Origin of the sequence: Microlunatus speluncae (assembly GCF_009299835.1) — a bacterium.
GTDB lineage: Bacteria > Actinomycetota > Actinomycetes > Propionibacteriales > Propionibacteriaceae > Microlunatus > Microlunatus speluncae.
In genome coordinates, this window is the sequence record NZ_VKCZ01000014.1 from 65973 (window position 1) to 89461 (window position 23489).

Annotated in this window: 21 protein-coding genes; 12 read left to right on the plus strand and 9 right to left on the minus strand. The window is 69.0% G+C overall.

The window, feature by feature from the left end; translation table 11 throughout:
- The first annotated feature begins 239 nt into the window (after positions 1–239).
- The gene (gene rny, locus FNH24_RS17175) at positions 240–1904 is read left to right on the plus strand and encodes a ribonuclease Y (RefSeq protein WP_152363447.1); all 1665 of its coding nucleotides are present in this window, start codon (positions 240–242) and stop codon (positions 1902–1904) included.
- Between the two features lie 31 nt (positions 1905–1935).
- On the opposite strand, the gene FNH24_RS17180 is transcribed toward rny, so the two are convergent.
- From FNH24_RS17180 to FNH24_RS17200, 5 genes are all read right to left on the minus strand, one after another.
- The gene (locus FNH24_RS17180; RefSeq protein WP_152363448.1) at positions 1936–2850 is read right to left on the minus strand and encodes an amino acid ABC transporter permease; all 915 of its coding nucleotides are present in this window, start codon (positions 2848–2850) and stop codon (positions 1936–1938) included.
- Positions 2847–3536 (minus strand): amino acid ABC transporter permease, encoded by a 690-nt coding sequence (locus FNH24_RS17185; RefSeq protein WP_217428283.1) that lies wholly within the window; start codon positions 3534–3536, stop codon positions 2847–2849. The genes FNH24_RS17180 and FNH24_RS17185 overlap by 4 nt, the downstream gene beginning before the upstream one ends.
- A gap of 83 nt (positions 3537–3619) precedes the next feature.
- The gene (locus FNH24_RS17190) at positions 3620–4471 is read right to left on the minus strand and encodes a glutamate ABC transporter substrate-binding protein (RefSeq protein ID WP_152363449.1); all 852 of its coding nucleotides are present in this window, start codon (positions 4469–4471) and stop codon (positions 3620–3622) included.
- Between the two features lie 58 nt (positions 4472–4529).
- Positions 4530–5369, minus strand: coding sequence for an amino acid ABC transporter ATP-binding protein (locus FNH24_RS17195; protein WP_152363450.1), 840 nt, complete (start codon positions 5367–5369; stop codon positions 4530–4532).
- A gap of 80 nt (positions 5370–5449) precedes the next feature.
- Entirely contained in the window at positions 5450–6364 is a 915-nt protein-coding gene (locus FNH24_RS17200) for an aldose 1-epimerase family protein (RefSeq protein ID WP_246186946.1), read from the minus strand.
- Between the two features lie 96 nt (positions 6365–6460).
- Between FNH24_RS17200 and miaB the strand changes: the two genes are divergently transcribed.
- From miaB to FNH24_RS17215, 3 genes are all read left to right on the plus strand, one after another.
- On the plus strand, positions 6461–7933 hold the full coding sequence (gene miaB, locus FNH24_RS17205) for a tRNA (N6-isopentenyl adenosine(37)-C2)-methylthiotransferase MiaB (RefSeq protein ID WP_152363452.1): 1473 nt from the start codon (positions 6461–6463) through the stop codon (positions 7931–7933).
- Between the two features lie 116 nt (positions 7934–8049).
- Positions 8050–8577 carry a ferritin gene (locus FNH24_RS17210; RefSeq protein ID WP_152363453.1) on the plus strand — a complete coding sequence of 176 codons (528 nt, stop codon included), beginning with the start codon at positions 8050–8052 and terminating at the stop codon, positions 8575–8577.
- Positions 8578–8623: 46 nt separating this feature from the next.
- On the plus strand, positions 8624–10180 hold the full coding sequence (locus FNH24_RS17215; protein WP_152363454.1) for a hypothetical protein: 1557 nt from the start codon (positions 8624–8626) through the stop codon (positions 10178–10180).
- A 78-nt stretch (positions 10181–10258) separates the two neighbouring features.
- On the opposite strand, the gene FNH24_RS17220 is transcribed toward FNH24_RS17215, so the two are convergent.
- Positions 10259–10468, minus strand: a complete 210-nt coding sequence (locus FNH24_RS17220) for an antitoxin (RefSeq protein ID WP_152363455.1) — start codon at positions 10466–10468, stop codon at positions 10259–10261.
- Positions 10469–10691: 223 nt separating this feature from the next.
- Between FNH24_RS17220 and miaA the strand changes: the two genes are divergently transcribed.
- From miaA to FNH24_RS17240, 4 genes are all read left to right on the plus strand, one after another.
- On the plus strand, positions 10692–11609 hold the full coding sequence (gene miaA, locus FNH24_RS17225; RefSeq protein ID WP_343031827.1) for a tRNA (adenosine(37)-N6)-dimethylallyltransferase MiaA: 918 nt from the start codon (positions 10692–10694) through the stop codon (positions 11607–11609).
- A gap of 42 nt (positions 11610–11651) precedes the next feature.
- Positions 11652–12506, plus strand: coding sequence for a diaminopimelate epimerase (dapF, locus tag FNH24_RS17230; RefSeq protein WP_152363457.1), 855 nt, complete (start codon positions 11652–11654; stop codon positions 12504–12506).
- A gap of 132 nt (positions 12507–12638) precedes the next feature.
- Entirely contained in the window at positions 12639–14123 is a 1485-nt protein-coding gene (gene hflX, locus FNH24_RS17235; protein ID WP_152363458.1) for a GTPase HflX, read from the plus strand.
- Between the two features lie 105 nt (positions 14124–14228).
- Complete coding sequence (locus FNH24_RS17240; RefSeq protein ID WP_425486900.1) at positions 14229–16331, plus strand: ATP-dependent DNA helicase; 2103 nt, start codon at positions 14229–14231, stop codon at positions 16329–16331.
- Positions 16332–16407: 76 nt separating this feature from the next.
- Here the strand turns inward: FNH24_RS17240 and lexA are convergent, their stop codons facing one another.
- Positions 16408–17271 (minus strand): transcriptional repressor LexA, encoded by an 864-nt coding sequence (gene lexA, locus FNH24_RS17245; protein WP_152363459.1) that lies wholly within the window; start codon positions 17269–17271, stop codon positions 16408–16410.
- Between the two features lie 237 nt (positions 17272–17508).
- Between lexA and FNH24_RS17250 the strand changes: the two genes are divergently transcribed.
- The gene (locus tag FNH24_RS17250) at positions 17509–17883 is read left to right on the plus strand and encodes a hypothetical protein (protein ID WP_152363460.1); all 375 of its coding nucleotides are present in this window, start codon (positions 17509–17511) and stop codon (positions 17881–17883) included.
- On the opposite strand, the gene FNH24_RS17255 is transcribed toward FNH24_RS17250, so the two are convergent.
- Entirely contained in the window at positions 17865–18788 is a 924-nt protein-coding gene (locus FNH24_RS17255) for an RDD family protein (RefSeq protein ID WP_161606171.1), read from the minus strand. The genes FNH24_RS17250 and FNH24_RS17255 overlap by 19 nt on opposite strands.
- A 163-nt stretch (positions 18789–18951) precedes the next feature.
- Here FNH24_RS17255 and FNH24_RS17260 point away from each other — a divergent pair, with 163 nt between their 5' ends.
- From FNH24_RS17260 to FNH24_RS17270, 3 genes are all read left to right on the plus strand, one after another.
- Positions 18952–19455 (plus strand): DUF2752 domain-containing protein, encoded by a 504-nt coding sequence (locus tag FNH24_RS17260; RefSeq protein WP_152363462.1) that lies wholly within the window; start codon positions 18952–18954, stop codon positions 19453–19455.
- A 150-nt stretch (positions 19456–19605) separates the two neighbouring features.
- A complete protein-coding gene (gene nrdR, locus FNH24_RS17265; protein ID WP_152363463.1) occupies positions 19606–20148 on the plus strand; it encodes a transcriptional regulator NrdR in 543 nt (180 codons plus the stop codon).
- A gap of 58 nt (positions 20149–20206) precedes the next feature.
- Complete coding sequence (locus FNH24_RS17270) at positions 20207–23017, plus strand: vitamin B12-dependent ribonucleotide reductase (RefSeq protein WP_152363464.1); 2811 nt, start codon at positions 20207–20209, stop codon at positions 23015–23017.
- A 56-nt stretch (positions 23018–23073) separates the two neighbouring features.
- Here the strand turns inward: FNH24_RS17270 and FNH24_RS17275 are convergent, their stop codons facing one another.
- A complete protein-coding gene (locus FNH24_RS17275) occupies positions 23074–23439 on the minus strand; it encodes a MerR family transcriptional regulator (protein WP_152363465.1) in 366 nt (121 codons plus the stop codon).
- Positions 23440–23489: the final 50 nt, after the last annotated feature.

The window sequence follows — 23489 nt, forward strand, 5'->3', positions numbered from 1 at the left end:
AGACCTACGCTGCCAGGGAGGGTTGAACTGCACGCTTGATCGATATGAATGAAACACCACGCGCCGGCGAGCGCACGGTGAATGATGAAATGACGTTTCAAGGTCGCTCCTGGAGCGAGGTCTGATTGAGGGTCTTTCCCGTGGCATAACCGCAGCTCGCGGCAGCCTGCCCTTGATCCGGCCGGATTCGCAGCATCCCTCGCCGAGCCCACGCGTCAGCGTGGAGAGGGGAGTGCGACATGGGGGCCTTCGAGTTCCTGGTACTCGCCGGACTGGTGATCCTCATCGCGGCTGTGATCGTCGCCGCGATCGTGCTGCGACGCTCCGGTGCCCGCGCCGCCGAGGCCGACCGCACCGCCCGGTCGGCCGCGAACGAGGCCTCCCTCGTCGCGGCGAACGAGGCGGCTCAGGCCGCGGCCAACGAGGCGGCTCAGGCCGCATCGGCCCGAGCCGAGTCCTGGGCGGAGCAGGTGCGCGAGGACGCCCGGTCCTATCGCGACCAGGTCCGGGCCAAGGCCGACGACCTGCTCGAGCTGGCCAAGACCCAACGTGCCGGAGTCGAAGATGATCTTCGGGCCCGACGGGCCGAGCTGAAGGACCAGCGGCTCGAGCTCGAGCGGCGCGAACAGCGACTCGGCGACCGGGAGGAGCGGCTCGATGCCGAAGCCCGGCAGACCGACGAGCGGTCGCATCAGCTTGATCAGTTGCGGACCGAACTGAAGGCCGAGCAGCGCCGGCTGACCGAGGCGGGCGCCGAGCAGACCGCCGCCCTGGAACGCATCGCCGGTCTCAGCGCGGAGGAGGCCAAGGCTGAGCTGGTCGCCACGGTCGAGGCCGAGGCGAAGCGCCAGTCCGTGATCGTCACCCGGGAGATCGAGCGGGAGGCGGCGCGCGAGGCCGAAGCTCGAGCCCAGAACATCATCGTCGGAGCGATCCAGCGGGTCGCCTCGGAGCAGACGTCGGAATCGGTGGTGACCGCGATCCATCTGCCCGGCGACGAGATGAAGGGCCGGATCATCGGCCGCGAAGGGCGCAACATCCGCACCTTCGAACAGGTCACCGGGGTCAACGTGATGATCGACGACACCCCGGAGTCGGTGCTGCTGTCCTGCTTCGACCCGGTCCGGCGGGAGATGGCCCGGCTCACCCTGACCGACCTCGTCGCCGACGGCCGGATCCACCCGGCCCGGATCGAAGAGGTCCACGAACGGAGCAAGGCCAAGATCAATGAGCAGTGCCTGCGCGCCGCCGAGGACGCGTTGGCGGAGGTCGGCATCTCCGATCTGCATCCGGCCCTGGTGCCGATCCTCGGCACCCTCAAGTTCCGGACGTCGTACGGGCAGAACGTACTCAAGCACCTGATCGAAAGCGCCCACGTCGCCGGCCTGATGGCCGCGGAGCTCCGGCTCGACATCGCGACCTGCCGCCGGGCCGCCTTCCTGCACGACATCGGCAAGGCACTGACCCACGAGGCCGAGGGATCACACGCCCTGGTCGGCGCCGAGCTCGCCCGCAAGTACGGCGAACATCCCGACATCGTGCACGCCATCGAGGCGCATCACAACGAGGTCGAGCCGCACACAGTCGAGGCCGTGCTGACCCAGGCTGCCGACGCGATCAGCGGCGGCCGGCCCGGCGCCCGGCGGGAGAGCGTCGAGGCCTACGTGCAGCGACTGGAGCGGCTGGAACAGATCGCCGCCGCCCACGACGGCGTGGACAAGGTGTTCGCGATGCAGGCCGGTCGAGAGGTCCGGGTCATGGTCGCCCCCGAGACGGTCGACGACATCGCCGCCCAGGTGCTCGCCCGCGACATCGCCAAGCAGGTCGAGGAAGAACTGAGCTACCCGGGCCAGATCCGGATCACCGTGGTCCGCGAGTCCCGCGCCACCGAAACCGCCCGCTGAGCCCACCTGAACAAGTCGGCGAGAGTGGCGTCTACTTCTCCGCCGTACCGGCGGTGACGGGCTCGGCCGGGGCCGGGTCGGCCGGTCCGGCCACACCCGCCTCCGGGCGGCGCCGCGGCCCACGACCCGAGGCCTTCAGCCGGCGTTCGAGCCAGCGGGCGACCCAGGTCAGCGCGTAGTTGATCACGATGTACATCACCGCGACCACCATCAGCGACGGGATCGTGTTGGCGTACGCCGAGCCCAGGTTGCTGGCCTGCTGCAACAGGTCGGTGTAGGTGATCCAGGTGCCGAGCGCGGTGTCCTTGAGGATGACCACGAGCTGGCTGACGATCGACGGCAGCATGGCCGTGATCGCCTGCGGCAGTTGGATGCTGAACAGCGTCTGGCCCTCGGTCATGCCGATCGCCAGCCCGGCCTCGCGCTGACCGCGGGGGAGTGAGCCGACCCCGGACCGGACCAGCTCCGCGATCACGGAGGCGTTGTAGAAGAACAGACCGGAGACGACGCCGAAGAACAGCCCGCCGGGGCCGGTGAACTGAAACACGTACAGCCCGAGATAGAAGCTGAACAGCATCATCATCAGCACCGGCACGGCCCGGAAGAACTCCACGAACACGCCACAGAGGAACCGCACCACGCGGTTGGGGGCGAGTCGGCCGAGACCGAGCAGCACCCCGGCGATGATCGACAACACGACGGCGGTGACCGCGGCCAGCAGCGTGTTCAGGAGCCCCGGCAGGATGTAGGCGGTCCAGGTGCTGCGGAGCTGGAAGGGATTCCACTTCTCCGGCGCGAACTGGTTGTTCTCCGGGTTCGCCAGGCCGAGGGCGACCATGACGACGGCGAGCACCAGCAGCACCAGGGCGACGGCGCCGATGATCCGGTGCCGGACCCGGGCCTTCGGTCCGGGGACGTCGAACAGGACCGTGGGAGCTCCGCTCATCGCTGCACCGCCAGACGTCGGGACATCCAGGTGAACAAGATGCCGAGCGGCAGGGTCAAGATCACGAACCCGGCCGCCATGATGAAGAAGATCAGGAAGAGCTTGGAACCGTCGAACTCGATCATCCCGCGCATCACGTACGCGGACTCGGCGACGCCGATGGTCGCCACCACAGTGGTGTTCTTGGTCAGCGCGATCAGGGTGTTGCCGAGGGGCGCGACGGCTCCGCGGAACGCCTGCGGCAGCACGATCGAGGTCAGGGTCGGCACGAAGCCGAGCCCGATCGAGCGGGCCGCCTCGGCCTGCCCCGGCGGCACCGTGTTGATGCCGCTGCGCAACGCCTCCGCCACGAACGACGCGTGATAGACCGACAGCGCCAGCAGGCCCAACCGGAAGGTGGTGTCGTTCAACGAGGTGGGCGAGCTCGGGTCGGCGAACTGAAGCCGCAACGTGTTCACCAGCCCGAACAGGCAGAAGAACACGATCAAGGTGAGCGGAGTGTTGCGGATCAGCGTCACGTAGGAGGTGCCGATGGCCCGGAGGACCGGCACCGGGGAGACCCGGCAGATCGCCACCACGGTCCCGATGATCAAGGATCCGACCGCGCCACCCAGGGTGAGCTTGATCGTCATGAAGAAGGCACCGAGGACGTCGTACTTGCCCAACAGGTCGATCAGGTCACCCACGGATCACCACCGATCAGTTGCGAGCGAGTTGCGGTTGTCGAAGGCGATGGCCCGCCGGAACCCGGCGGGCCATCGGCCGAAGATCAGGAACAGGCGTCCGGCTTCGGCGGGTTCTTCGTCTCGTCCGGCGTGAACGCGTCACCGACGGTGTCGGCCAGCGCCTTCTTCCAGGCGCCGTCGGAGATCATCTTCTCCACGGCGGTGTTGATCTTCGTGCAGAGCTCGACGTTGCCCTTCTTGATGCCGACGCCGTAACGCTCCTCGGTGAAGGGCTTGCCCACGGTCTTCAGCTTGCCCTTGTACTGCTCCTGCGCGGCAAAGCCGGCGAGGATCACGTCATCGGTCGTGACCGCGTCGACCTGACCGGCGTTCAGCGCCTCGACGCACTTGGAGTACGTGTCGAGCTCCTGCAGCTGGACCTGCTGGGCGTAGTCCTTCTTGATCTTCTCGGCCGGGGTCGAGCCGGTGACCGAGCAGAGCTTCTTGCCGTTCAGCGTCTCCGGGCCGGTGATGTCGGTGTTGTCGGCGCGGACCAGCAGGCCCTGACCGGCGATGAAGTACGGCCCGGCGAAGGAGATCTTCTGCTTGCGGTCATCGGTGATCGAATAGGTCGCGAAGATCATGTCCACCTGACCGCTCTGCAGCAGGGTCTCCCGCTGAGCGCTCGGCGACTGCTTGAACTCGATGTCGGTGTAGCCGAGCTCCTTGGCCACGTACCGCGCCACCTCGACGTCGAAGCCGGTGTAGTCCTCGCCGACCTTCAGGCCGAGACCCGGCTGGTCGAACTTGATCCCGATGGTCACCTTGCCGCCGCCACCGGCGCTCGGATCGGTGCCTCCGCCAGGATTGGCGGTGGTGTCGTTGACACAGCCGGCGAAGGCCGCGGCCATCCCGAGACTGGCCACGATCGCCACAATGGCTTTCTTGATCTTCATCGTTTCCCTCCAGCTTCACCGGCCGGAACGGGCCGATGTTGATTTGTGTGTGCGTTGATCAGTGAGTCAGGATCTTGCCCAGGAAATCCTTGGCGCGATCGCTCTGCGGTGAGGTGAAGAACGTCTCCGGGTCGGCCTCTTCGACGATCGTGCCGTCGGCCATGAAGATCACCCGGTTCGCCGCCTTCCGGGCGAAGCCCATCTCGTGCGTGACGACGATCATGGTCATGCCCTGCCGGGCCAGATCGACCATCACCTCGAGCACCTCGTTGACCATCTCCGGATCGAGCGCCGAGGTCGGCTCGTCGAACAAGATCACCTTCGGCTCCATGGCCAGCGCCCTGGCGATCGCCACCCGCTGTTGCTGGCCACCGGAGAGTTGGGCCGGATATTTGTCGGCCTGGTTGCCGACGCCGACCCGGTCGAGCAGCTCCTGCGCGCGAGCCACGGCCTTCGCCTTCGGCATCCGCCGGACCTTGATCGGACCGAGGGTGACGTTCTCCAGGATCGTCTTGTGCGCAAAGAGATTGAACGCTTGGAACACCATCCCGACGTCGGCCCGCAGCCGCGCCAGATCACGACCCTCGCTCGGCAAGGGCTTGCCGTCGATGGAGATCGCCCCGTCCTTGATCGTTTCCAGTCGGTTGATCGCTCGGCAGAGCGTCGACTTGCCCGAGCCGGACGGCCCGATCACGACCACGACCTCGCCGGAGTTGACGGTGAGATTGATGTCTTGCAGCACGTGCAGCGGGCCGAAGAACTTGTTCACCTGGTCCAGCACCACCAGTGGTGCTCCGATCGACTGCGGCGCGACCGAGGCTCCCTCGGTCGGGTCCGTCAGATCGACACCATCATTGGTACCCGGCGCAGCCGGGACCGGATCACCGGGTTCGGTCATGGGCCGACCCTATGCGACCGCCTCGGGGCGAGGTGGGAAATTCGTGTTGAAATTCGGTTACGTCCGGCCGGCCTGATCGATCATGCACCACGGACGCCCCACTGACCGGCGAAGGAGTCGCCAGGTTGCAAGACGATCACGTCGTCGTGGGTGATCCCGGGGTTGAACGCGTCCGGTCCGCAGGTCATCGGCTCGACCGCGATCGACTGGTCGCGGCGGTCGGCTCCGGTGTAGACCTGCAGCCAGCCGAACTTGGCCTCGGCCCACAGCTCGGCCCAGCGGTCGCCGAGCTCGAGCCGGACGACCCAGCGGCCGTCGTCCGCGGCCAGGTCGGTGAACGCCGTGTCGAGATTGACCTCGGCCACCGGATCACCGGCGCGGAGATCGTAGGTGGTGCCGTTCACCGGCCGCAGCTGCAGCGGCAGCAGCCGGTCGTCCACCTCGAGATAACGGCCGGCGGGCACGGTGAGCGCGACCTCGTCGACGCTCTGTTCACCGACCGTCAGGTACGGATGCGCGGCGTAACCGAACGGCACCGGTGCAGAGCCGACGTTGGTCACCGTCACCTCGACCAGCAGCCCGGCCGCGGAGACACTGTGCCGCAGCGTGGCCTCGACCGTGCCCGGCCAGCCCGGCTGCGGGAAGACGCGGACGCGCTGCTCGATCCGGTCCTCGGCGTGCTCGACCAGAATCCAGGGCACGTGCCGGACCAGGCCGTGGATCGCGTTGTGCCGATCGGGCTCGGTCAGCGCGAGTTGCTGGTCGCCGCCCTCGAAGACGTACCGGCCGTCGCGGATCCGGTTCGGCCAGGGCAACAACTGCTGCCCGCGGCCGCCGTGCACCACCTCGTCGGCGCCGAATCCGCGGACCACGTCCCGGTCACCCACCCGGAACGACCGCAGCGTCGCGCCGACCTCGGTGATCACCGCGCGGTGGTCCCCGGACCTGATCTCGTACTGCTCGCCGGTGGGCTGGAGTGGCGGGGGATGAGTCACGAGCGGAGACTCTATCGGCCGGGAGTCCACCCGGGGCCCGAGGTCGAAAGCCACCTCGGCACCGGTGCCGGGCCGGGGCATTACCCTGGTCGCATCATGTCGACGTCTGTTCTTCCGCGCACGTACCAGATCCGCACCCACGGGTGTCAGATGAACGTCCACGATTCCGAGCGCCTGGCCGGCCTGCTCGAGGACGCCGGCTACCGGCGCGCGGACGAGGATGGTCAGGCCGACGTCGTGGTGTTCAACACCTGCGCGGTCCGGGAGAACGCCGACAACAAGCTGTACGGCAGCCTCGGCCACCTGCTGCCGACCAAGAAGGCGCATCCGGGGATGCAGATCGCCGTCGGCGGCTGCCTGGCCCAGAAGGACCGGCACACCATCGTCGAGAAGGCGCCCTGGGTGGATGTGGTGTTCGGCACCCATAACGTCGGCTCGCTGCCGACCCTGCTGGAGCGGGCGCGGGTGGCGGAGGAGGCCCAGGTCGAGATCAAGGAGGCGCTGGAGACCTTCCCGTCCAACCTGCCGACCCGGCGCGACTCGGCCTACGCGGCCTGGGTGTCGATCAGCGTCGGCTGCAACAACACCTGCACCTTCTGCATCGTCCCGGCGCTGCGCGGTAAGGAGACCGATCGCCGGCCGGGCGACATCCTGGCCGAGATCCGGGCGCTGGTGGCCGAGGGCGTGCAGGAGATCACGCTGCTCGGCCAGAACGTCAACGCCTACGGGGTCGAGTTCGGCGACCGGGCCGCGTTCGCCAAGCTGCTCCGCGCCTGCGGCGGGATCGACGGCCTGGAGCGGGTCCGGTTCACCTCGCCGCACCCGAAGGACTTCACCGACGACGTGATCGCGGCCATGGCCGAGACGCCGAACGTGATGCCACAGCTGCACATGCCGCTGCAGTCCGGGTCGGACTCGGTGCTGCGCCGGATGCGCCGTTCGTACCGGAGCGAGAAGTTCCTCGGCATCATCGACAAGGTCCGCAGCGCCCTGCCGGAGGCGGCGATCACCACCGACATCATCGTCGGCTTCCCGGGCGAGACCGAGGACGAGTTCGCCGACACCATCGAGGTCGCGAAGGCGGCCCGGTTCGCCGGCTCGTACACCTTCCAGTACTCGATCCGTCCGGGCACGCCGGCCGCCACGATGCCGGATCAGGTGCCGAAGCCGGTCGTCCAGGAGCGCTACGAGCGGCTGGTCGAGGTCGTCGAGGCGGTGGCCTGGCAGGAGAACAAGGCGCAGGTAGGCCGGACCGTCGAGGTGATGTTCGCCGAGGGCGAGGGCCGTAAGGACGCGGCGACGGCCCGGATGTCGGGGCGGGCGCGGGACAACCGGCTGGTCCACGTCGCGGTGCCGGACGACCCGGAGCTGCGGCCACGCCCGGGCGACCTGGCCGACGCCGAGATCACCTACGCCGCGCCGCACCATCTGACCGCCGATGCCGGGATCGGGAACCTCCGCCGCACCCGCGGCGGCGACGCCTGGTCGAGCCGTCGGCCGGACACCGCCCCGGAGCGCCCGGTGGTCGGTCTCGGGATGCCCGCGGTCGGCGCCCCGAGCGCGGTCTGACGCTCGATCGGCCGCGTTCACACCGTCGGAGTCAGCCGCTCGTGTCACGATGGGGTCGCGGGTGACCATCCCCCTGAAGGTCATCCGCGAATCACCTATGACCAGGAGCAATACAGATGCCAGCAGAGCGTTTCGTGGAGCAACTCAACGTCCAGATCGGGCATGAGTTCTCCGCACATCAGCAATACATCGCCTGCGCCGTCTACTACGACGGCCTGACGATGCCTCAGATGGCCCGGTTCTTCTACGCCCAGGCGCTGGAGGAGCGCGGCCACGCGATGATGATGGTGCAGTATCTGATCGATCAGAGCGCACCGGTCCGAATCCCGTCCGTCGATCAGCCGATCACCGACTTCGCCGACATCGTGGCCCCGGCCGAGCTCGCCCTCGAGCAGGAGAAGCGGGTCACCGGCCAGATCAACGAACTGACCAAGATCGCCCGGGAGGAGAACGACTTCGCCTCCGACCAGTTCATGCAGTGGTTCGTGAAGGAACAGGTCGAGGAGGTCGCGACCATGGGTGATCTGGTGGCGGTGGTGAACCGCTCCCGGAGCAACGTCGAGTCGATCGAGGACTACGTCCAGCGGGAGCAACTGCGCGGCGGGACCGACCCGACGGCACCACCGGTCGCCGGGCAGGGCTGATCGACCGTCCCGCTCGCTGGGCCCGGCTGATGGAAGAATGTCGGCCGTGCCTGACGATTGGGATTGGTTCTGGGCCGGCGAACACGGCCGCGACCGGTTGCTCCGCGAGGAGGTCGAGTCGCTGTCGTACCAGGCGTCGGCGGCCTCCAGCCGCGCCAACCGGATGCAAAGCCAGTTGGCGCGGCTGCAGGGGTCGCTGGAGTCGCGATTGACCGCTCTCTCCAAGGCGTTCGACGCCTATGTGGAGCTGGGCGATGTGCGGGAGCAACTGGCCGGCTATCCCGACACCTCGGCGATCCGGCGGGACGTGATGGCGGTGATCGAGCAGCTGTCCCAGGGGCTGCCGGCCGGCCCGATCGATCCGCGCGGGCTCGACTACTGGCTGCCGTACGCCACCAACGCGGTGACCGAGATCGTCGCCGGCGGCACCGGTGACCGGTCCGGTGGCGTCGGCACCGCGGCGCCGCTCGGGCCCGAGGCGAAGCTGTACGTCGTCGTCGCGGTCGGCGCCCTCGGCAAGGGCGAGCTGGTGGCCGACCGGCTGCCGGAACTGCTGATCAGCGACCGGACCCTCACCGGCAATCAGGTGCTGCTGCTGGACGCGGTCGTCGCCGGGGTCTATGGGCCGGCACTCGCCTCGCTGGAGCCGGCGTTCCGGCCGATGGTGCAGGGCACCGATCCCGCCGGCTGGCGGGACTGGATCGCGAAGGCAGCCGACACGACGAACGAAGATCAGATGTTGACCTGGCTGCGGGCCCAGGTCGCGGATCCGGCCCCGACCGCCACGCCGGCGGCCGGGACGGCGAAGCAGCAGTCGTCGGGACAGCAGCAGCCGGAGGAGCAGCAGGCCGCGGACCCGCGGGCCCCGCTGCGGCAGCTGGTCTCGAGCATGATCGGCGCCGGTTACGGAGCCGAGGGAGCCCTGCTGGCCCGGTCCCGGGAGCTGCGGTGGCAGATCGAGCATCCGGGTCAGGCCCGCCCGGAGGTGGATCAGGGACAGGAGGCGGTCGACGCCCTCGACCGGCTGTCCCACTACGCCCGGACGCTGCCGGTCGGATCGCCCGAGCACCGGACGGTGATCGGCTGGCTCGCGCCGGGGCTGCTGACGGCGATCGATCCGCTGGCCGCGGCGCCGCCGCGCGCGCCGGCCGAGCTCTCGGTGCGGACCTACTACGGCCAGGTCGACGTGACCGCGGCCGGCCCCGACGCCGGTCGGGCCAAGCAGGTGCTGGCCAACGCGGAGGCCTCGGGAGTCGTCCCGCCGGGCCGGCTCTACGGCTACGGGATCGCCGCCGGAGCGGCTGCGGTGCTCGCACTGGTGACGGCCCTGGCCGGCCAACCGGTGCTGGCCGTACTGCTGGTGATCGCGGCGGTGGTCTGCGGGGTCCTGTGCGTGCTGCAGTTGCGGGCCAGGCAGGAGGCCGCAGAAGCGACCAGGATCGCGCTGAATCAGGTGCACCAACAGCTCGACGACGGAGTCCAGCGGGCGAAGAAGGCCGACCTGGCCGCCATCGAATCGATCCAGGAGCGGGCCCGACTGGCCGACCACCTGCGGCTGCGCCTGACCGACCGGACCGTCGCCGACCAGTCGCTCACCGGCTGAACCATCGCCGGACACGCAACGAGGGGCCGTCCAGGGACGGCCCCTCGTCGTGCTTGTGCCTAATGCTGGCGAGGAAGATCAGGCCGGCTGCTCCGGCTCGTCCTGGTTGTTGTCACCACCGAGGAAGTTACCGGCCTGTTCCTTGGCGAAGTCAGCACCCTGATCGATCTGTTCGGAGTGCTGCCCGCCGGTCTTCTCGTCGACAAAGTCGGCCGCCTGGTCAATGCCCTGGTCGACCGACTCCTGGTTGTCACCCAGCATGTCCTTGGCCTTGTCGAAGATACCCATACTCCGTCCTCCAATCGTGCTTCGGTACCGGCCGCCGCTTTGGCGGCACGGCAGGTCACATCCGGTTTCCCGGCCCCACAGCACCTGCGGTACGCCTCCTTTCTATCGCTTCCGGCCCGGGCTGGCCAGTACCTCCGCGTAACGCCCGGTCGAACGCGCGTCGCCCGCCAGGTGTTGGCCGCCCGCTCCCCGTCGGATGGGCTCCGTCGGGCACACTGCTGCGGTGACGATCGTGCTGGTGGGGCCGACCGCGTCGGGCAAGTCGGCGCTGGCGTTGGCGCTGGCGGAGCGGCTGACCGCGGCCGGTCGGCCGGCGGAGATCGTCAACGGCGACTCGATGCTGGTCTACCGCGGGATGGACATCGGCACGGCGAAACCGACGGCGGCCGAGCTCGCTGTCGTACCGCATCATCTGGTCGACATCTACGACATCGACAAGACGGCGACGGTGGCCGAGTTCCAGGGCCTGGCCCGGGCGGTGATCGACGACTGCCGGGCCCGGTCCGTGCTGCCCATCGTGGTCGGCGGCTCGGCCCTCTACCTCCGCGCCATCGTCGACGACTTCCGGTTCCCGGGCACCGATCCGGAGCTTCGGGCCGAGCTGGAGGCGGAGCTGGAGCGGCACGGGCCGGAGCCGTTGCACCGCCGGCTGGCCGAGATCGATCCGCCGGCCGCCGAGCTGATCGAACCGCGCAACGGCCGCCGGGTGGTACGGGCACTGGAGGTGATCGCGCTGACCGGAGAGCCCTATCAGGCAGCACTTCCGGATCACGTGGCGGCGCTGCCGGACGTCCGGCTGATCGGGCTCGATGTCGACCGGGAGACCCTGAACCGGCGGATCGCCGACCGGGTGCACGCGATGTGGCGGCAGGGCTTCGTCGAGGAGGTACGACAGCTGGCCGGGCGGGGCCTGCGCGACGGGGTGACCGCCTCCCGCGCGCTCGGCTACCGGCAGGTGCTGGCGTACCTGGACGGCGAGATCGATGAACAGCGGGCGATGACGGACACCATCACGGCCACCCGCCGGTTCGCCCGCCGGCAGGACGGCTGGTTCCGGCGCGATCCGCGGATCCGGTGGCTGCCGTACGACGCCGCGGAGCTGGTGCCGCGCGCCCTGACGGTGGCGGCGGTCGAGGCCTGAGCACCGCGCGGCACCCGGTCACCGCCGTGGAAGACTGATCCGGTGCACAACTGGTCGTTCGCCAAGGGACACGGCACCCGCAACGATTTCGTCATCCTCGTCGACCGGGAAGACCTGCACGATCCGACTCCGGCCGAGGTGCGGTTCGTCTGCGACCGGCGGGCCGGGATCGGCGGTGACGGGCTGCTCCGCGCGGTCAAGGCGGGCCGGGTCGAGGAGTGGGCCGGCGATCCCGACCTGTGGTTCATGGACTATCGCAACGCCGACGGTTCGATCGCCGAGATGTGCGGCAACGGGGTCCGGGTCTTCGCCCGCTATCTGGTCGACAACGGGTTGGCGGCGGGGCCGACCGTCCCGATCGCCACCCGGGCCGGGCTCCGCGAGGCGCAACTGCTGCCCGACCGCAGGGTCCGCGTCGCCGTGGGCCGGGTAGCGGTCGCCGCGGAACCGATCACTGTCACCGCGACCGGCCTGCCCGAGCCGGTGCCGGCGACCAAGGTCGTGGTCGGCAATCCGCACGCCGTCGCGTTCGTCGACGACCCGGCGGCGCTCGACCTCACCCGGGCCCCCGAGTGGAGCCCGGCCGAGGCGTTCCCGGAAGGGGTGAACTGCGAGTTCATCCGGTTCACCGGCGACCGTCGGCTGCAGATGCGGGTGTACGAGCGCGGGGTCGGCGAGACCATGTCCTGCGGGACCGGAACCGTGGCCGCGGCCGCCGCCGCGGCCGCTCAGCTCGGGGTGCGGGACCGGCCGATCACCTTCCGGATCGACGTCCTGGGCGGCACCGTCGAGGTCGAGCTGACCGGGGGAGCCGGGGCCGAGGACGAGGCGTACCTGACCGGCCCGGCCGAGATCGTCGGCCACGGCGAACTGTTGGTGCCGGAAGACCTGGCCTGACTCCGCCGCCTGTTCCGTTCCCTGAGCTTGGTCGTTGGGCAAGCCCCGTGATCGCCATCCGTGCGCCGGGTTCGATCACCTCCGGACTCAAATCAGTGGTCCGGGCTTGTCCGGCGTGAGACTCTAGAGGCGATGACATCTGCCGCAGAAGATCCGATCGACGACCAGTTCGTCGACGCCACCGACCCCCCGATCACACCGGCGTCGCCGCTCCGTGACCCCGACCCCGAGGGCGGGGGATTCGACGGGCAGCAGTGGGATCTCGAGGACCGGCTGTCGCTGCGCCGGGTCGCGGGGATGTCCACCGAACTCACCGACATCACCGAGGTCGAATACCGGCAACTGCTGCTGGAGCGGGTGGTCCTGGTCAGCGTCTGGACGACCGGCAGCGAGGTCGACGCCGAGAACTCGATCAGCGAGCTCAAGCTGCTCGCCGAGACCGCCGGATCCGAGGTCCTGGAGGGCCTGATCCAGCGCCGGCAGCGGCCCGACCCGGCGACCTACATCGGCAGCGGCAAGGTGGACGAGCTGCGCCAGGTGGTGGTGGCCACCGGCGCCGACACGGTGATCTGCGACGGCGAGCTCGCGCCGGCCCAGCTGCGCAACCTGGAGGACCGGGTCAAGGTCAAGGTGATCGACCGGACCGCGCTGATCCTGGACATCTTCGCTCAGCACGCCAAGAGCGCCGAGGGCAAGGCCCAGGTCGAGCTGGCCCAGCTGCAGTATCTGAAGCAACGCCTCCGTGGTTGGGGTGGCAACCTGTCCCGCCAGGCCGGCGGCCGAGCCAGCGGCGGCGCCGGCATCGGTGGTCGCGGTCCCGGTGAGACGAAGCTGGAGACCGACCGGCGGCGGATCCACAGCCGGATCGCCAAGCTGCGGGCCGCGCTCCGGGAGATGGATTCGACCCGGGAGACCAAGCGGGCCGAGCGGCGCCGGCACGAGGTGCCGTCGGTGGCGATCGTCGGCTACACCAACGCGGGCAAGTCGAGCCTGCTGAACCGGCTCACCGGTGCCGGAGTCCTGGTCGAGGACGCGTTGTTCGCGACCCTGGACCCGACCACCCGCCGGTCGGAGGCCGCCGACGGCCGGGTCTACACGCTGACCGACACGGTCGGGTTCGTCCGGCATCTGCCGCACGACCTGGTGGAGGCCTTCGCCTCGACCCTGGAGGAGTCGGCGCAGGCGGATCTGCTGGTGCATGTCGTCGACGGCTCCGATCCGGATCCGGTCGGCCAGATCAGGGCGGTCCGCACCGTGCTCGGTGAGATCGGGGCGGACAAGGTCGCGGAGTTGATCGTGATCAACAAGGCCGACCGCGCCGACGCCGATCAGCTGGTCACGCTGCGCAGTCAGTTCCCGGAGGCGGAGGTCGTCTCGGCCCGGACCGGCCTGGGCGTCGAGGAGCTACGGGTCCGGATCGAGGCGGGGCTGCCGCGGCCGGAGATCGAGGTCACCGCCCTGATTCCGTACGAGCGTGGCGATCTGGTGAATCGGATCCATCAGTCCGGCGAGCTGATCGAGTGCGAGCACACCGCCGAGGGCAGCCTGATCACCGCGCGGGTGAACGCGCAGCTGGCCGGGATGCTGGCACCCTTCCAGGTCGCTCCGGCGTCCTGATCGCGCGTCCGTCGTTCCGACCCGGCCGGTGATTTCATGATCATGGTCGAATCGCGCCGGATGCTGTCGGTCGTTGTCGGCGCGGGCCCTTAAGGTTGACGGGTGGTGGCCGAACCGACGACGAAGCTGAGTGAGGCCGGTCCGCAATCGCCGGGTCATCGCCGGGCGCTCGAGGCCGCTGTCTCCGGCATCGCCGGTCAGGAGCGGCCGGGGCAGGTCGAGATGGCCGACGCGATCGCCCAGGCCATCGATTCGGGTCGGCACCTGCTGGTCCAGGCCGGCACCGGCACCGGCAAGTCGCTCGGCTATCTGGCCCCGGCTCTGGTCGCGGTGGCCGAGGGCTCGGCCGACCGGATCGTCGTCGCCACCGCCACCCTCGCCTTGCAGAGTCAGCTGGCCGACAACGACATCCCGGCCGCGTTGGCGGCGGTGGAGAAGGTCACCGGGAAGCGGCCGCGGCACGCGGTGCTGAAGGGCCGGACCAACTACGCCTGCCTCTACCGGGCACGCAGTGGTGGCGCCGACGATCAGGCCGCCCTGTTCGGCGTCGATGATCTTGCCGCCACGCTGCCGAGCGCCGGCGCGGGGGAGCCGGATTCCGCGCTGGGGGCGGAGGTGCTGCGGCTCCGCGAGTGGATCGAGGAGGAAGACGGCCGGACCGGCCTGGCCGACCGGGACTCGGCTCCGAGTCATTCCGAACGGGGTTGGCAGCAGGTGTCGATCCCGGTCCGGGAATGCCTGGGCCCGCAACGCTGCCCGTACGGTGACGCCTGCTTCGTCGAACGTTCCCGCGACGTCGCCCGGGCCGCGGATCTGGTGGTCACCAATCACGCGCTGTTGGCCATCAACGCGATGCACGGCGAGACGGCGCTGCCCGAGCACGATGCGGTGATCATCGACGAGGCGCACGAGCTGGTCTCCCGGGTGACCGGGGCCGCCTCCTCCGAGCTCAGCCCGCAGGCGATCGAGCGGGTCGGCCGGCGGGCCGCCTCCTACCTCGAGGACGAGGTCGCACTGGATCTGCTGGAGTCGGCCGACACGCTCCGGGCCGCGCTGGACGCGTCGCCGCTGGACCGGATCGAGGATCCGGACTCGGCCTTCGGCCAGGCCTGTGCGGTCGTCCGGACGGCGGCCCGGCGGGCGGTCAGCGAGCTGACCAGTGGCGGTGAGAAGACCGATCCGGACCAGCGCCAGGCGGCGGCGGTGGTGAAGGAGATCTTCGACATCGCCGAGCGGATGGCCGCGATGAGCCAACACGACGTGATCTGGGTGACCGAACGGGAGCGCACCGGCCGCGAGGCCTGCGTCGCTCCGCTGACGGTGTCCGGGCTGATGCGGGCCAGCATCTTCGGTGCGCGGACCGTGGTGCTGACGTCGGCGACGCTGAAACTCGGCGGCGACTTCAACGCGGTCGCGGCCTCGGTCGGGTTGCGGCCGGATGAGCGGGACGAGTCCGCGATCGTCGAAGTCGATCATGACACTGACGACGACGGCGACGACGAGAAGGCGGACCCGAACCGGCCGCAACCGTGGCGAGGGCTGGACGTCGGGTCGCCGTTCGACTATCCGCGGCAGGGAATCCTCTACATCGCCACCGATCTGCCGCCGCCCGGCCGGGACGGCCTGTCCGAGGCGACGCTGAAGGAGATCGCCGAGCTGGTCTGGGCGGCCGGCGGGCGCACCCTCGGTCTGTTCTCCTCCCGCCGCGCGGCGGAGGCGGCCGCGACGTACGTCCGCAAACAGCTGCCGAAGCAGACCATCCTGTGCCAGGGCGACGCTCAGCTCACCGAGCTCAAGCGGCGCTTCGTCGCGGAGGAGGAGGTGAGCCTGTTCGGCACCCTGTCGCTGTGGCAGGGCGTCGACGTCCCGGGCTCGACCTGCACCCAGGTGATCATCGATCGGATCCCGTTCCCGCGGCCGGACGATCCGTTGTTGATGGCGCGGCAGCGGTCCGTGGCCGAGGCCGGCGGCAACGGCTTCATGGCGGTCGCCGCCACTCATGCCGCGCTGTTGCTCGCCCAGGGCACCGGCCGGTTGATCCGCCGGCTCAGTGATCGCGGTCTGGTCGCGATCCTCGATCCCCGGCTCGCCACCGCCCGGTACGGCAGCTATCTGCGGGCCTCGCTGCCGCCCTTCTGGCCGACCCGCGATCGCGAGGTCGCGGTCCAGGCGCTGCGCCGCCTCGTCGAACGCGCCGAGCAGGCCTGAACGCCGTGATGCCCCGGCCCACGCGGACCGGGGCATCATGGCGACGATCAGTCGATCACCGGAATGATCTTGAGGGTCAGGTGACCCGGCGGAGCACCGCAACGACCTTGCCGAGGATCTTGGCGTGATTGCCGTCGATCGGGTCGTAGGCCGGGTTGTGGGGCATCAGCCAGACCTGGTTGCCGGTCCGCTTGAAGGTCTTCACCGTGGCCTCGGTGTCCAGCAGGGCGGCGACGATGTCGCCGTTCTCCGCGGTCTGTTCCCGTCGCACGGCGACCCAGTCGCCGTCGCAGATCGCCGCGTCGACCATCGAATCGCCGCGGACCTCGAGCAGGAACAGCTCCCCTTCGCCGACCAGCTGCCGGGGGAGTGCGAACACGTCCTCCACCTGCTCCTCGGCCAGGATCGGACCGCCGGCCGCGATCCGGCCGAGCACCGGAACGTGCACCGGCGCCGGGAAGCTGTTGCCGACCTCGGACTCGTCGAACTCCGACTGGGACGCGGCGGCCACCGACTTGGCGACCGCTGCCGCCGCCGGATCGCCGGGCATCAGGACCTCCAGCGCACGCGGCCGGTTGGGGTCTCGGCGCAGGAATCCCTTGGATTCAAGGACCTTCAGCTGGTGGGCGACGCTGGAGGAGCTGGCCAGGCCGACCGCATCGCCCATCTCGCGGATGCTCGGCGGGTAGCCGCGGGCCTCGACCGTTTCCTTGATCACCTCGAGCACCCGGCGCTGCCGCGGCGTCAGGCCGGCGGCGTCGATCGGGCCGTCCGGCAGTGAACTGACGGTGGCTCCCAACTCGGCGGCGACGTCGGCGTCCCGGGGCCGCCCCCGGCGTCGCGGAGCGTTGCCGGCCGGTGCCTCGGCCGCAGTGGTCCGGGCGCGGCTCGACGTCGAGTCACGCTTCTTCTCCGATGGATTGTCGTCGCGCTTGGCCATGTGCCTGACAGTAGAGAAGGCCGCAGACAAATTCAAACATCTGTTCGACCCGGCGTGTCGTGACCGCCGGTGGCCGCTCGGGAATCGAATGTCAGTGCCGCCTGTTTGACTCTGAACATCGGGAAAGACACACCCGAACACGCGTGCGAATGTGCTTGCTTTCGGCCAGCGCGAGTGGGCATTATCAAACACACGTTCTATCGAACATCAGTTCGATCTGGGGAGAAGGAGAAGACGATGGCGACAGTAGCCCTGATCGCGGATCCGACCCGACGGGCCGATACCCACGGCGCAAGGTCTCGTCGTCCGAGCTCTCGCCGGCGGAGTCTCGGCTCGGCCCGGCAGGCTCTGCCCGGCGCTCAGCCGCGGGCCGGCGTCGCCGGTCCCCGGGTCCGGCAGCTCGATCCGGCCGTGGCCCGGTCCTGCCGGATCAGCACGACGGTGCCGATCCGCGACCTCGATTTCGACTGGCGGCTGACCCGGCGCGGGACCACCGTGATCATGGTCATCGGGCTCGTGATCGCCGCGGCGGCGCTGACCGTGATCGGGGCGACCGTCGCCCGGGTGACCGCGGACGACTATCAGCCGGCGACTCAGACCGCGGTGCGCTGATCCGGCTGGTCGATCACGATCGTCCGCATCAGCTTGTCCGAGAAGGTCTGCCGCTTCTCGTCCCACAGCGGCCAGAGATAGCCGACATAGGCGATGCCGTCGAGGTAGTGGACGATGTCGCGCAGGAAGGCGTTGCCGGCGCCGATCGGCTGCCCGGTCTGTTCGCTGATCAACTTGATCTTGGTGACCCGCTTGCCGAGTGACTGACCGGTCCGGCCGCCGGTGAGCCAGCGGTTGTAGATGTTCCAGCCGAGCGACAGCAGCGAGAGCACACAGAGCACGATCATCCAGACCGACATCGACGTCAGGTCGGGCACGTAATTGTCCTCGCCCCGCTGCAGGGCAGTGATCATCGAGCCGATGAACCCGAAGTACCAGATCATGGCGACGATCGACACGATGTAGGCCGGGATGAAGTCGATCAGGTTGGCGCCGACCCGCTTGCCCCAGGAGGCGTAATCGGTGCGAGGCACGGCGGCCGGCGGATACGGCATCGGCGGCCCGGGCATCGGCTGCTGGGCGGGCGGATAGGGCGCTCCGCCGTACGGCGCGTGCTGCTGACCCGGTTGCGGGCCAGGCCCCTGCGGCGGCTGGTACTGCTGCTGCGGGTGCTGTTGATACGACTGGTCCGGCTGCTGCTGCTGCGGGTGCTGTTGATGCGACTGGGCCGGCTGCTGAAACGGCTGGGCCGGCTGTTGGGGTGGCGGCTGCCGATCCGGGCCGGGCGCCTGCCACTGCTGCTCCGGCGATGGCTGGTGCGGGGCCTGGCTCGCGTCGGCATCGGGACGAGACCAGGGCGACTGTGCCGGGTCGGTCGGGGTGACCGGATGGTGGGGCCCGGGATCGCGGTTCGGTCCGGGGACTCCGCGCTCGCTCTGCTGGCCGGGATCGTCGGGTTGGCTCACTCTGTGACCTCCGCATCGAACGAGCCGCCGCTCCGGCGGCCCCGCGAGGGGAGCATAGTGCCATCGTCCGGCCGGTCGGCACCCCCGCGACCGCCAGTCGGGCCGGGCCCCGGTGTGCGGTGCCGGGTCACCGGGGACACCCGCTCGGTGCAGAATGGGCGGCATGGTCGGTCGAAGGGGTGATGCGGGCGGCGACTCCGCCCCGGCTCCCGGTGCCACCGGCGCTGTGCGTACCGGTGCGATTCCCGGCGCGACCGCCGGCCTGGTCACCTCGTTCCGGGCGGGCTCGGGCCTGAAGTATCTGGCGGGCTTCTTCGGTGGCGGAGTCGCGCTGAGCGCGATCTACGCGGTGAGCGGGCAGGGTCTACCGTGCCCGCTGCGGCTGCTCACCGGGTGGGAGTGCCCGCTGTGTGGTGGCACCCGGCTGGGCAGCGCCCTGCTGCACGGCGATCTCGCCGGCGCGTTCGGATACAACCCGGTGGTGTTCATCGGCCTGATCGTGCTCACCGGGTTCGGCGTGCTCTGGATCGTCGAGGCGCTCGGTGGCCCCCGGGTCCGGCCGCCGGCCCGGATCGCGGCCGTGCTCCGGACGATGACGCCGACCCGGTGGCTGATCGTCGGTCTCGTGCTGTCCCTGATCTACGTGCTGGCGCGCAACCTGCTCTGAGTCGGGTTCCGGCCCGAATTCTCCGGGTGTGATTTCATCCCCGCAATGGCTTGCACACCGCTCGCGGGCGCCCTAGGGTCTACATATAGTAGTCAGGGGATGGGTTTCGCCCCACAGGTTGTGGTGAGGAAGCCCCGGGGAGAGGAAACGATGCACTGCCCGTACTGCCGGCACACCGACTCGAAGGTTCTGGACTCGCGCACCGCGGAGGACGGCTGCAGCATTCGGCGACGCCGCCAATGCCCGTCCTGCTCGCGCCGCTTCACCACGATCGAACAGATGCAGCTTGTCATCGTCAAGCGGAGCGGCGTCGTCGAGCCGTTCAACCGGGACAAGGTCGTCTCGGGAGTCCGGAAGGCCTGCAAGGGCCGGCCGGTGGACGAGGTCCAGCTGGCCCGGCTCGGCCAGGTGGTGGAGGACACGCTGCGCGCCTGCGGCCAGTCCGAGATCCCGGCCGACGAGGTCGGTGTCGCGATCCTGGGTCCGCTGCGGGAGTTGGATCAGGTCGCGTACCTGCGCTTCGCCAGCGTCTACAAGCAGTACCACTCGCTGGAGGACTTCGAGTCCGAGATCGCGATGCTGCGGATCGAGTCAGAACCGTTGGGCATCGAGCCGCTGATCCCGGACCAGTTCGACAACAAGGTCAGCAACTTCACCCCGCACAAGCTCACTCCGGGCCGGACGGAAACGTAACTGTCAGTGCCGGGGTGGACGATCAGTTCACAGCAAGAGGCGAGAGGAACACGGACGAATGACGGAGCGCACACAATCGATTCCCAACGGGGCCGGGCCGGCACCGAAGGGGCTTCGGATCGAGCGGGTGTTCACCACACCCGGCGTGCACCCGTACGCGGAGGTCGGCTGGGAGAGCCGGGATATCGTCCAGACCAACTGGAAGACCGGCGAGACGATCTTCGAGCAGTTGGCGACCGAGTTCCCGGAGTTCTGGAGTGCCAACGCCGCGACGATCGTGGCCACCAAATACTTCCGCGGCGCTCTCGGCGCCGACAACCGGGAGCGCAGCCTCAAGCAACTGATCGACCGGGTCGTGATCAGCTATCGGCGGGCCGGTGAACAACACGGTTACTTCGCCTCTCCGGCGGACGCCGAGACGTTCGAGCACGAGCTGACCTGGCTGTTGCTGCACCAGTACTTTTCGTTCAACTCCCCAGTCTGGTTCAACGTCGGCACGCCGTCGCCGCAGCAGGTGAGCGCGTGTTTCATCCTGTCGGTCGACGACTCGATGAATTCGATCTTGAACTGGTATCGCGAGGAGGGATTGATCTTCAAGGGCGGTTCCGGCGCCGGGGTCAACCTGTCCCGGATCCGGTCCAGCACCGAATTGCTCAGCTCCGGCGGCACCGCTTCGGGCCCCGTCTCCTTCATGCGCGGCGCCGACGCCAGCGCCGGGACGATCAAGTCCGGTGGCGCCACCCGGCGGGCGGCCAAAATGGTCGTGCTCGATGTCGATCACCCCGACATCGAGGAGTTCGTCGAGACCAAGGCGCGCGAGGAGGACAAGATCCGCGCGCTGCGCGAGGCCGGCTACGACATGGATCTCGGCGGTCGCGACATCACCTCGGTGCAATATCAGAACGCCAACAACTCGGTGCGGGTCACCGACGAGTTCATGCGCGCCGTCGAGGACGGCACCGAGTTCGGCCTTCGCGCCCGCACCGACGGCCGGGTCGTGCAGCCCGTGGACGCCCGCGGCCTGTTCGACAAGATCGCCAAGGCGGCCTGGGACTGTGCCGACCCGGGGATGCAGTACGACGACACGATCAACGACTGGCACACCAACCCCGAGTCGGGCCGGATCAACGCTTCCAACCCTTGCTCCGAATTCATGAGCCTCGACAACAGCAGTTGCAATCTGGCCAGTCTCAATCTGCTCAAGTTCCTGGGCGACGACGGCGCCTTCGACGGCGAGAGGTTCGAGCGGGCGGTGGAATTGATCATCACCGCGATGGACATCTCGATCTGCTTCGCCGACTTCCCGACCGAGAGGATTGGTGAGATCACCCGGGACTTCCGTCAGCTCGGCATCGGTTACGCCAACCTGGGTGCGCTGTTGATGGCCACCGGCCACGGGTACGACACCGACGGTGGACGGGCGTTCGCGGCGGCGATCACGTCGCTGATGACCGGTGCGTCGTACCGGCGGTCGGCCGAGTTGGCCGGCGTGGTCGGCCCATACGCCGGGTTCGCCCGGAACGCCACGGCGCACCGGCGGGTGATGCGAAAGCACCAGGCCGCGAACGACGCGCTCCGGCCGGTCGGCGTGCTCGACGCGTCGCTGCAGCAGCGGGCGACGGCGGCCTGGGACGCGGTGATCAAGCTGGGCGAGGAGCACGGCTACCGCAACGCGCAGGCCAGCGTGCTCGCTCCGACCGGGACGATCAGTTTCATGATGGACTGCGACACCACCGGCATCGAGCCGGACTTCTCGCTGGTCAAGTTCAAGAAGCTGGTCGGCGGCGGGTCGCTGCAGATCGTCAACCAGACCATCCCGCGGGCGCTGCGCAGGCTGGGCTACGCGGAGGAGACCGCCGAGGCGATCGTCGAGTTCATCGCCGAGCACGGTCACGTGATCGACGCGCCGGGCCTGAAGCCGGAGCACTACGAGGTGTTCGACACCGCGATGGGTGAGCGGGCGATCAAGCCGATGGGGCACGTCCGGATGATGGCCGCGGCGCAGCCGTTCCTGTCCGGCGCGATCTCCAAGACGGTCAACCTGCCCGAGACGGCGACGGTGGAGGAGATCGCCGACGTCTACCTGCAGGGCTGGAAGCTGGGCCTGAAGGCGCTCGCCGTCTATCGGGACAACTGCAAGGTCGGCCAGCCGCTGAGCGACGGCAAGGCGAAGAAGAAGGATCGGCCGACCGAAGCCGCAATGATCGAATACCGGCCGATCCGCAAGCGGCTGCCGAAGACCCGGCCGAGCCTGACCACGTCGTTCTCGGTCGGCGGCGCCGAGGGCTACATGACGTCGGGCTCCTATCCCGACGACGGCTTGGGCGAGGTGTTCCTCAAGCTGGGCAAGCAGGGCTCGACCCTGGCCGGCGTGATGGACGCCTTCTCGATCGCGGTCTCGATCGGCCTGCAGTACGGCGTGCCGCTGGAGACGTTCATCCAGAAGTTCACCAACCTGAAGTTCGAGCCGGCCGGATTGACCGATGACCAGGACATCCGGATGGCGCAGTCGATCATGGACTACATCTTCCGCCGGCTCGCCCTTGATCATCTGTCGTTCGAGAGCCGCGCCGAGCTCGGCATCTACACCGCCGCGGAGCGGGCCCGCCAGGTCGAGACCGGCTCCTACCGGCCGGCCGAGGAATCGGACCAGGTCAGCGAATCCGAGTCGCTGAAGAGTTCCGAGTCCGACCCCGAGCCGGCCGGCAAGCCGGTCGAATCGTCGGTGCACACCACCGCCGAGCTGATGGAGTCGATCTCCGGCACCAGCGTCGACGCGCCGCTCTGCTTCAGCTGCGGCACCAAGATGCGCCCCAGCGGCAGCTGCTACGTCTGCGAGGGTTGCGGCTCCACCAGTGGCTGCAGTTGACCCACGCCGGCATGTCAGAACTGAGTTGTGCTGGAGCACGACTCAGTTCTGACAACTCAGCTCGGCGGGATGGCGGCGGTGTTGATCACGTCGTCGAGGACTTCGCGCGAGTTGGTCAGGTCGGTGATCAGGCGATCGATCCGGTCGCGTTCGGCGGTGAGATCGTCCACGAGTTGCGGGGTGGCGATCTCGGAGGGGCCGCCGTCGGCGTCGCGCATGCAGGGAAGCAGCTCGGCGATCTTCTTGCTGTGCAGGCCGGCGGCGAACAGCTCCTGGATCCTGATCACCCGGTCGACGGCCCGTTCGGCGAACTCGCGGTGGCCGCCCGGGGTCCGGTCGGAGATCAGCAGACCCTGCTGCTCGTAGTAGCGCAGTGATCGCTCGCTGACGCCGGTTCGCCGGGCCAGTTCACCGATCCGCATCCGGTCACCTCCAGGACTTGAACCTGACATCAATGTCAGATCTTACCGTG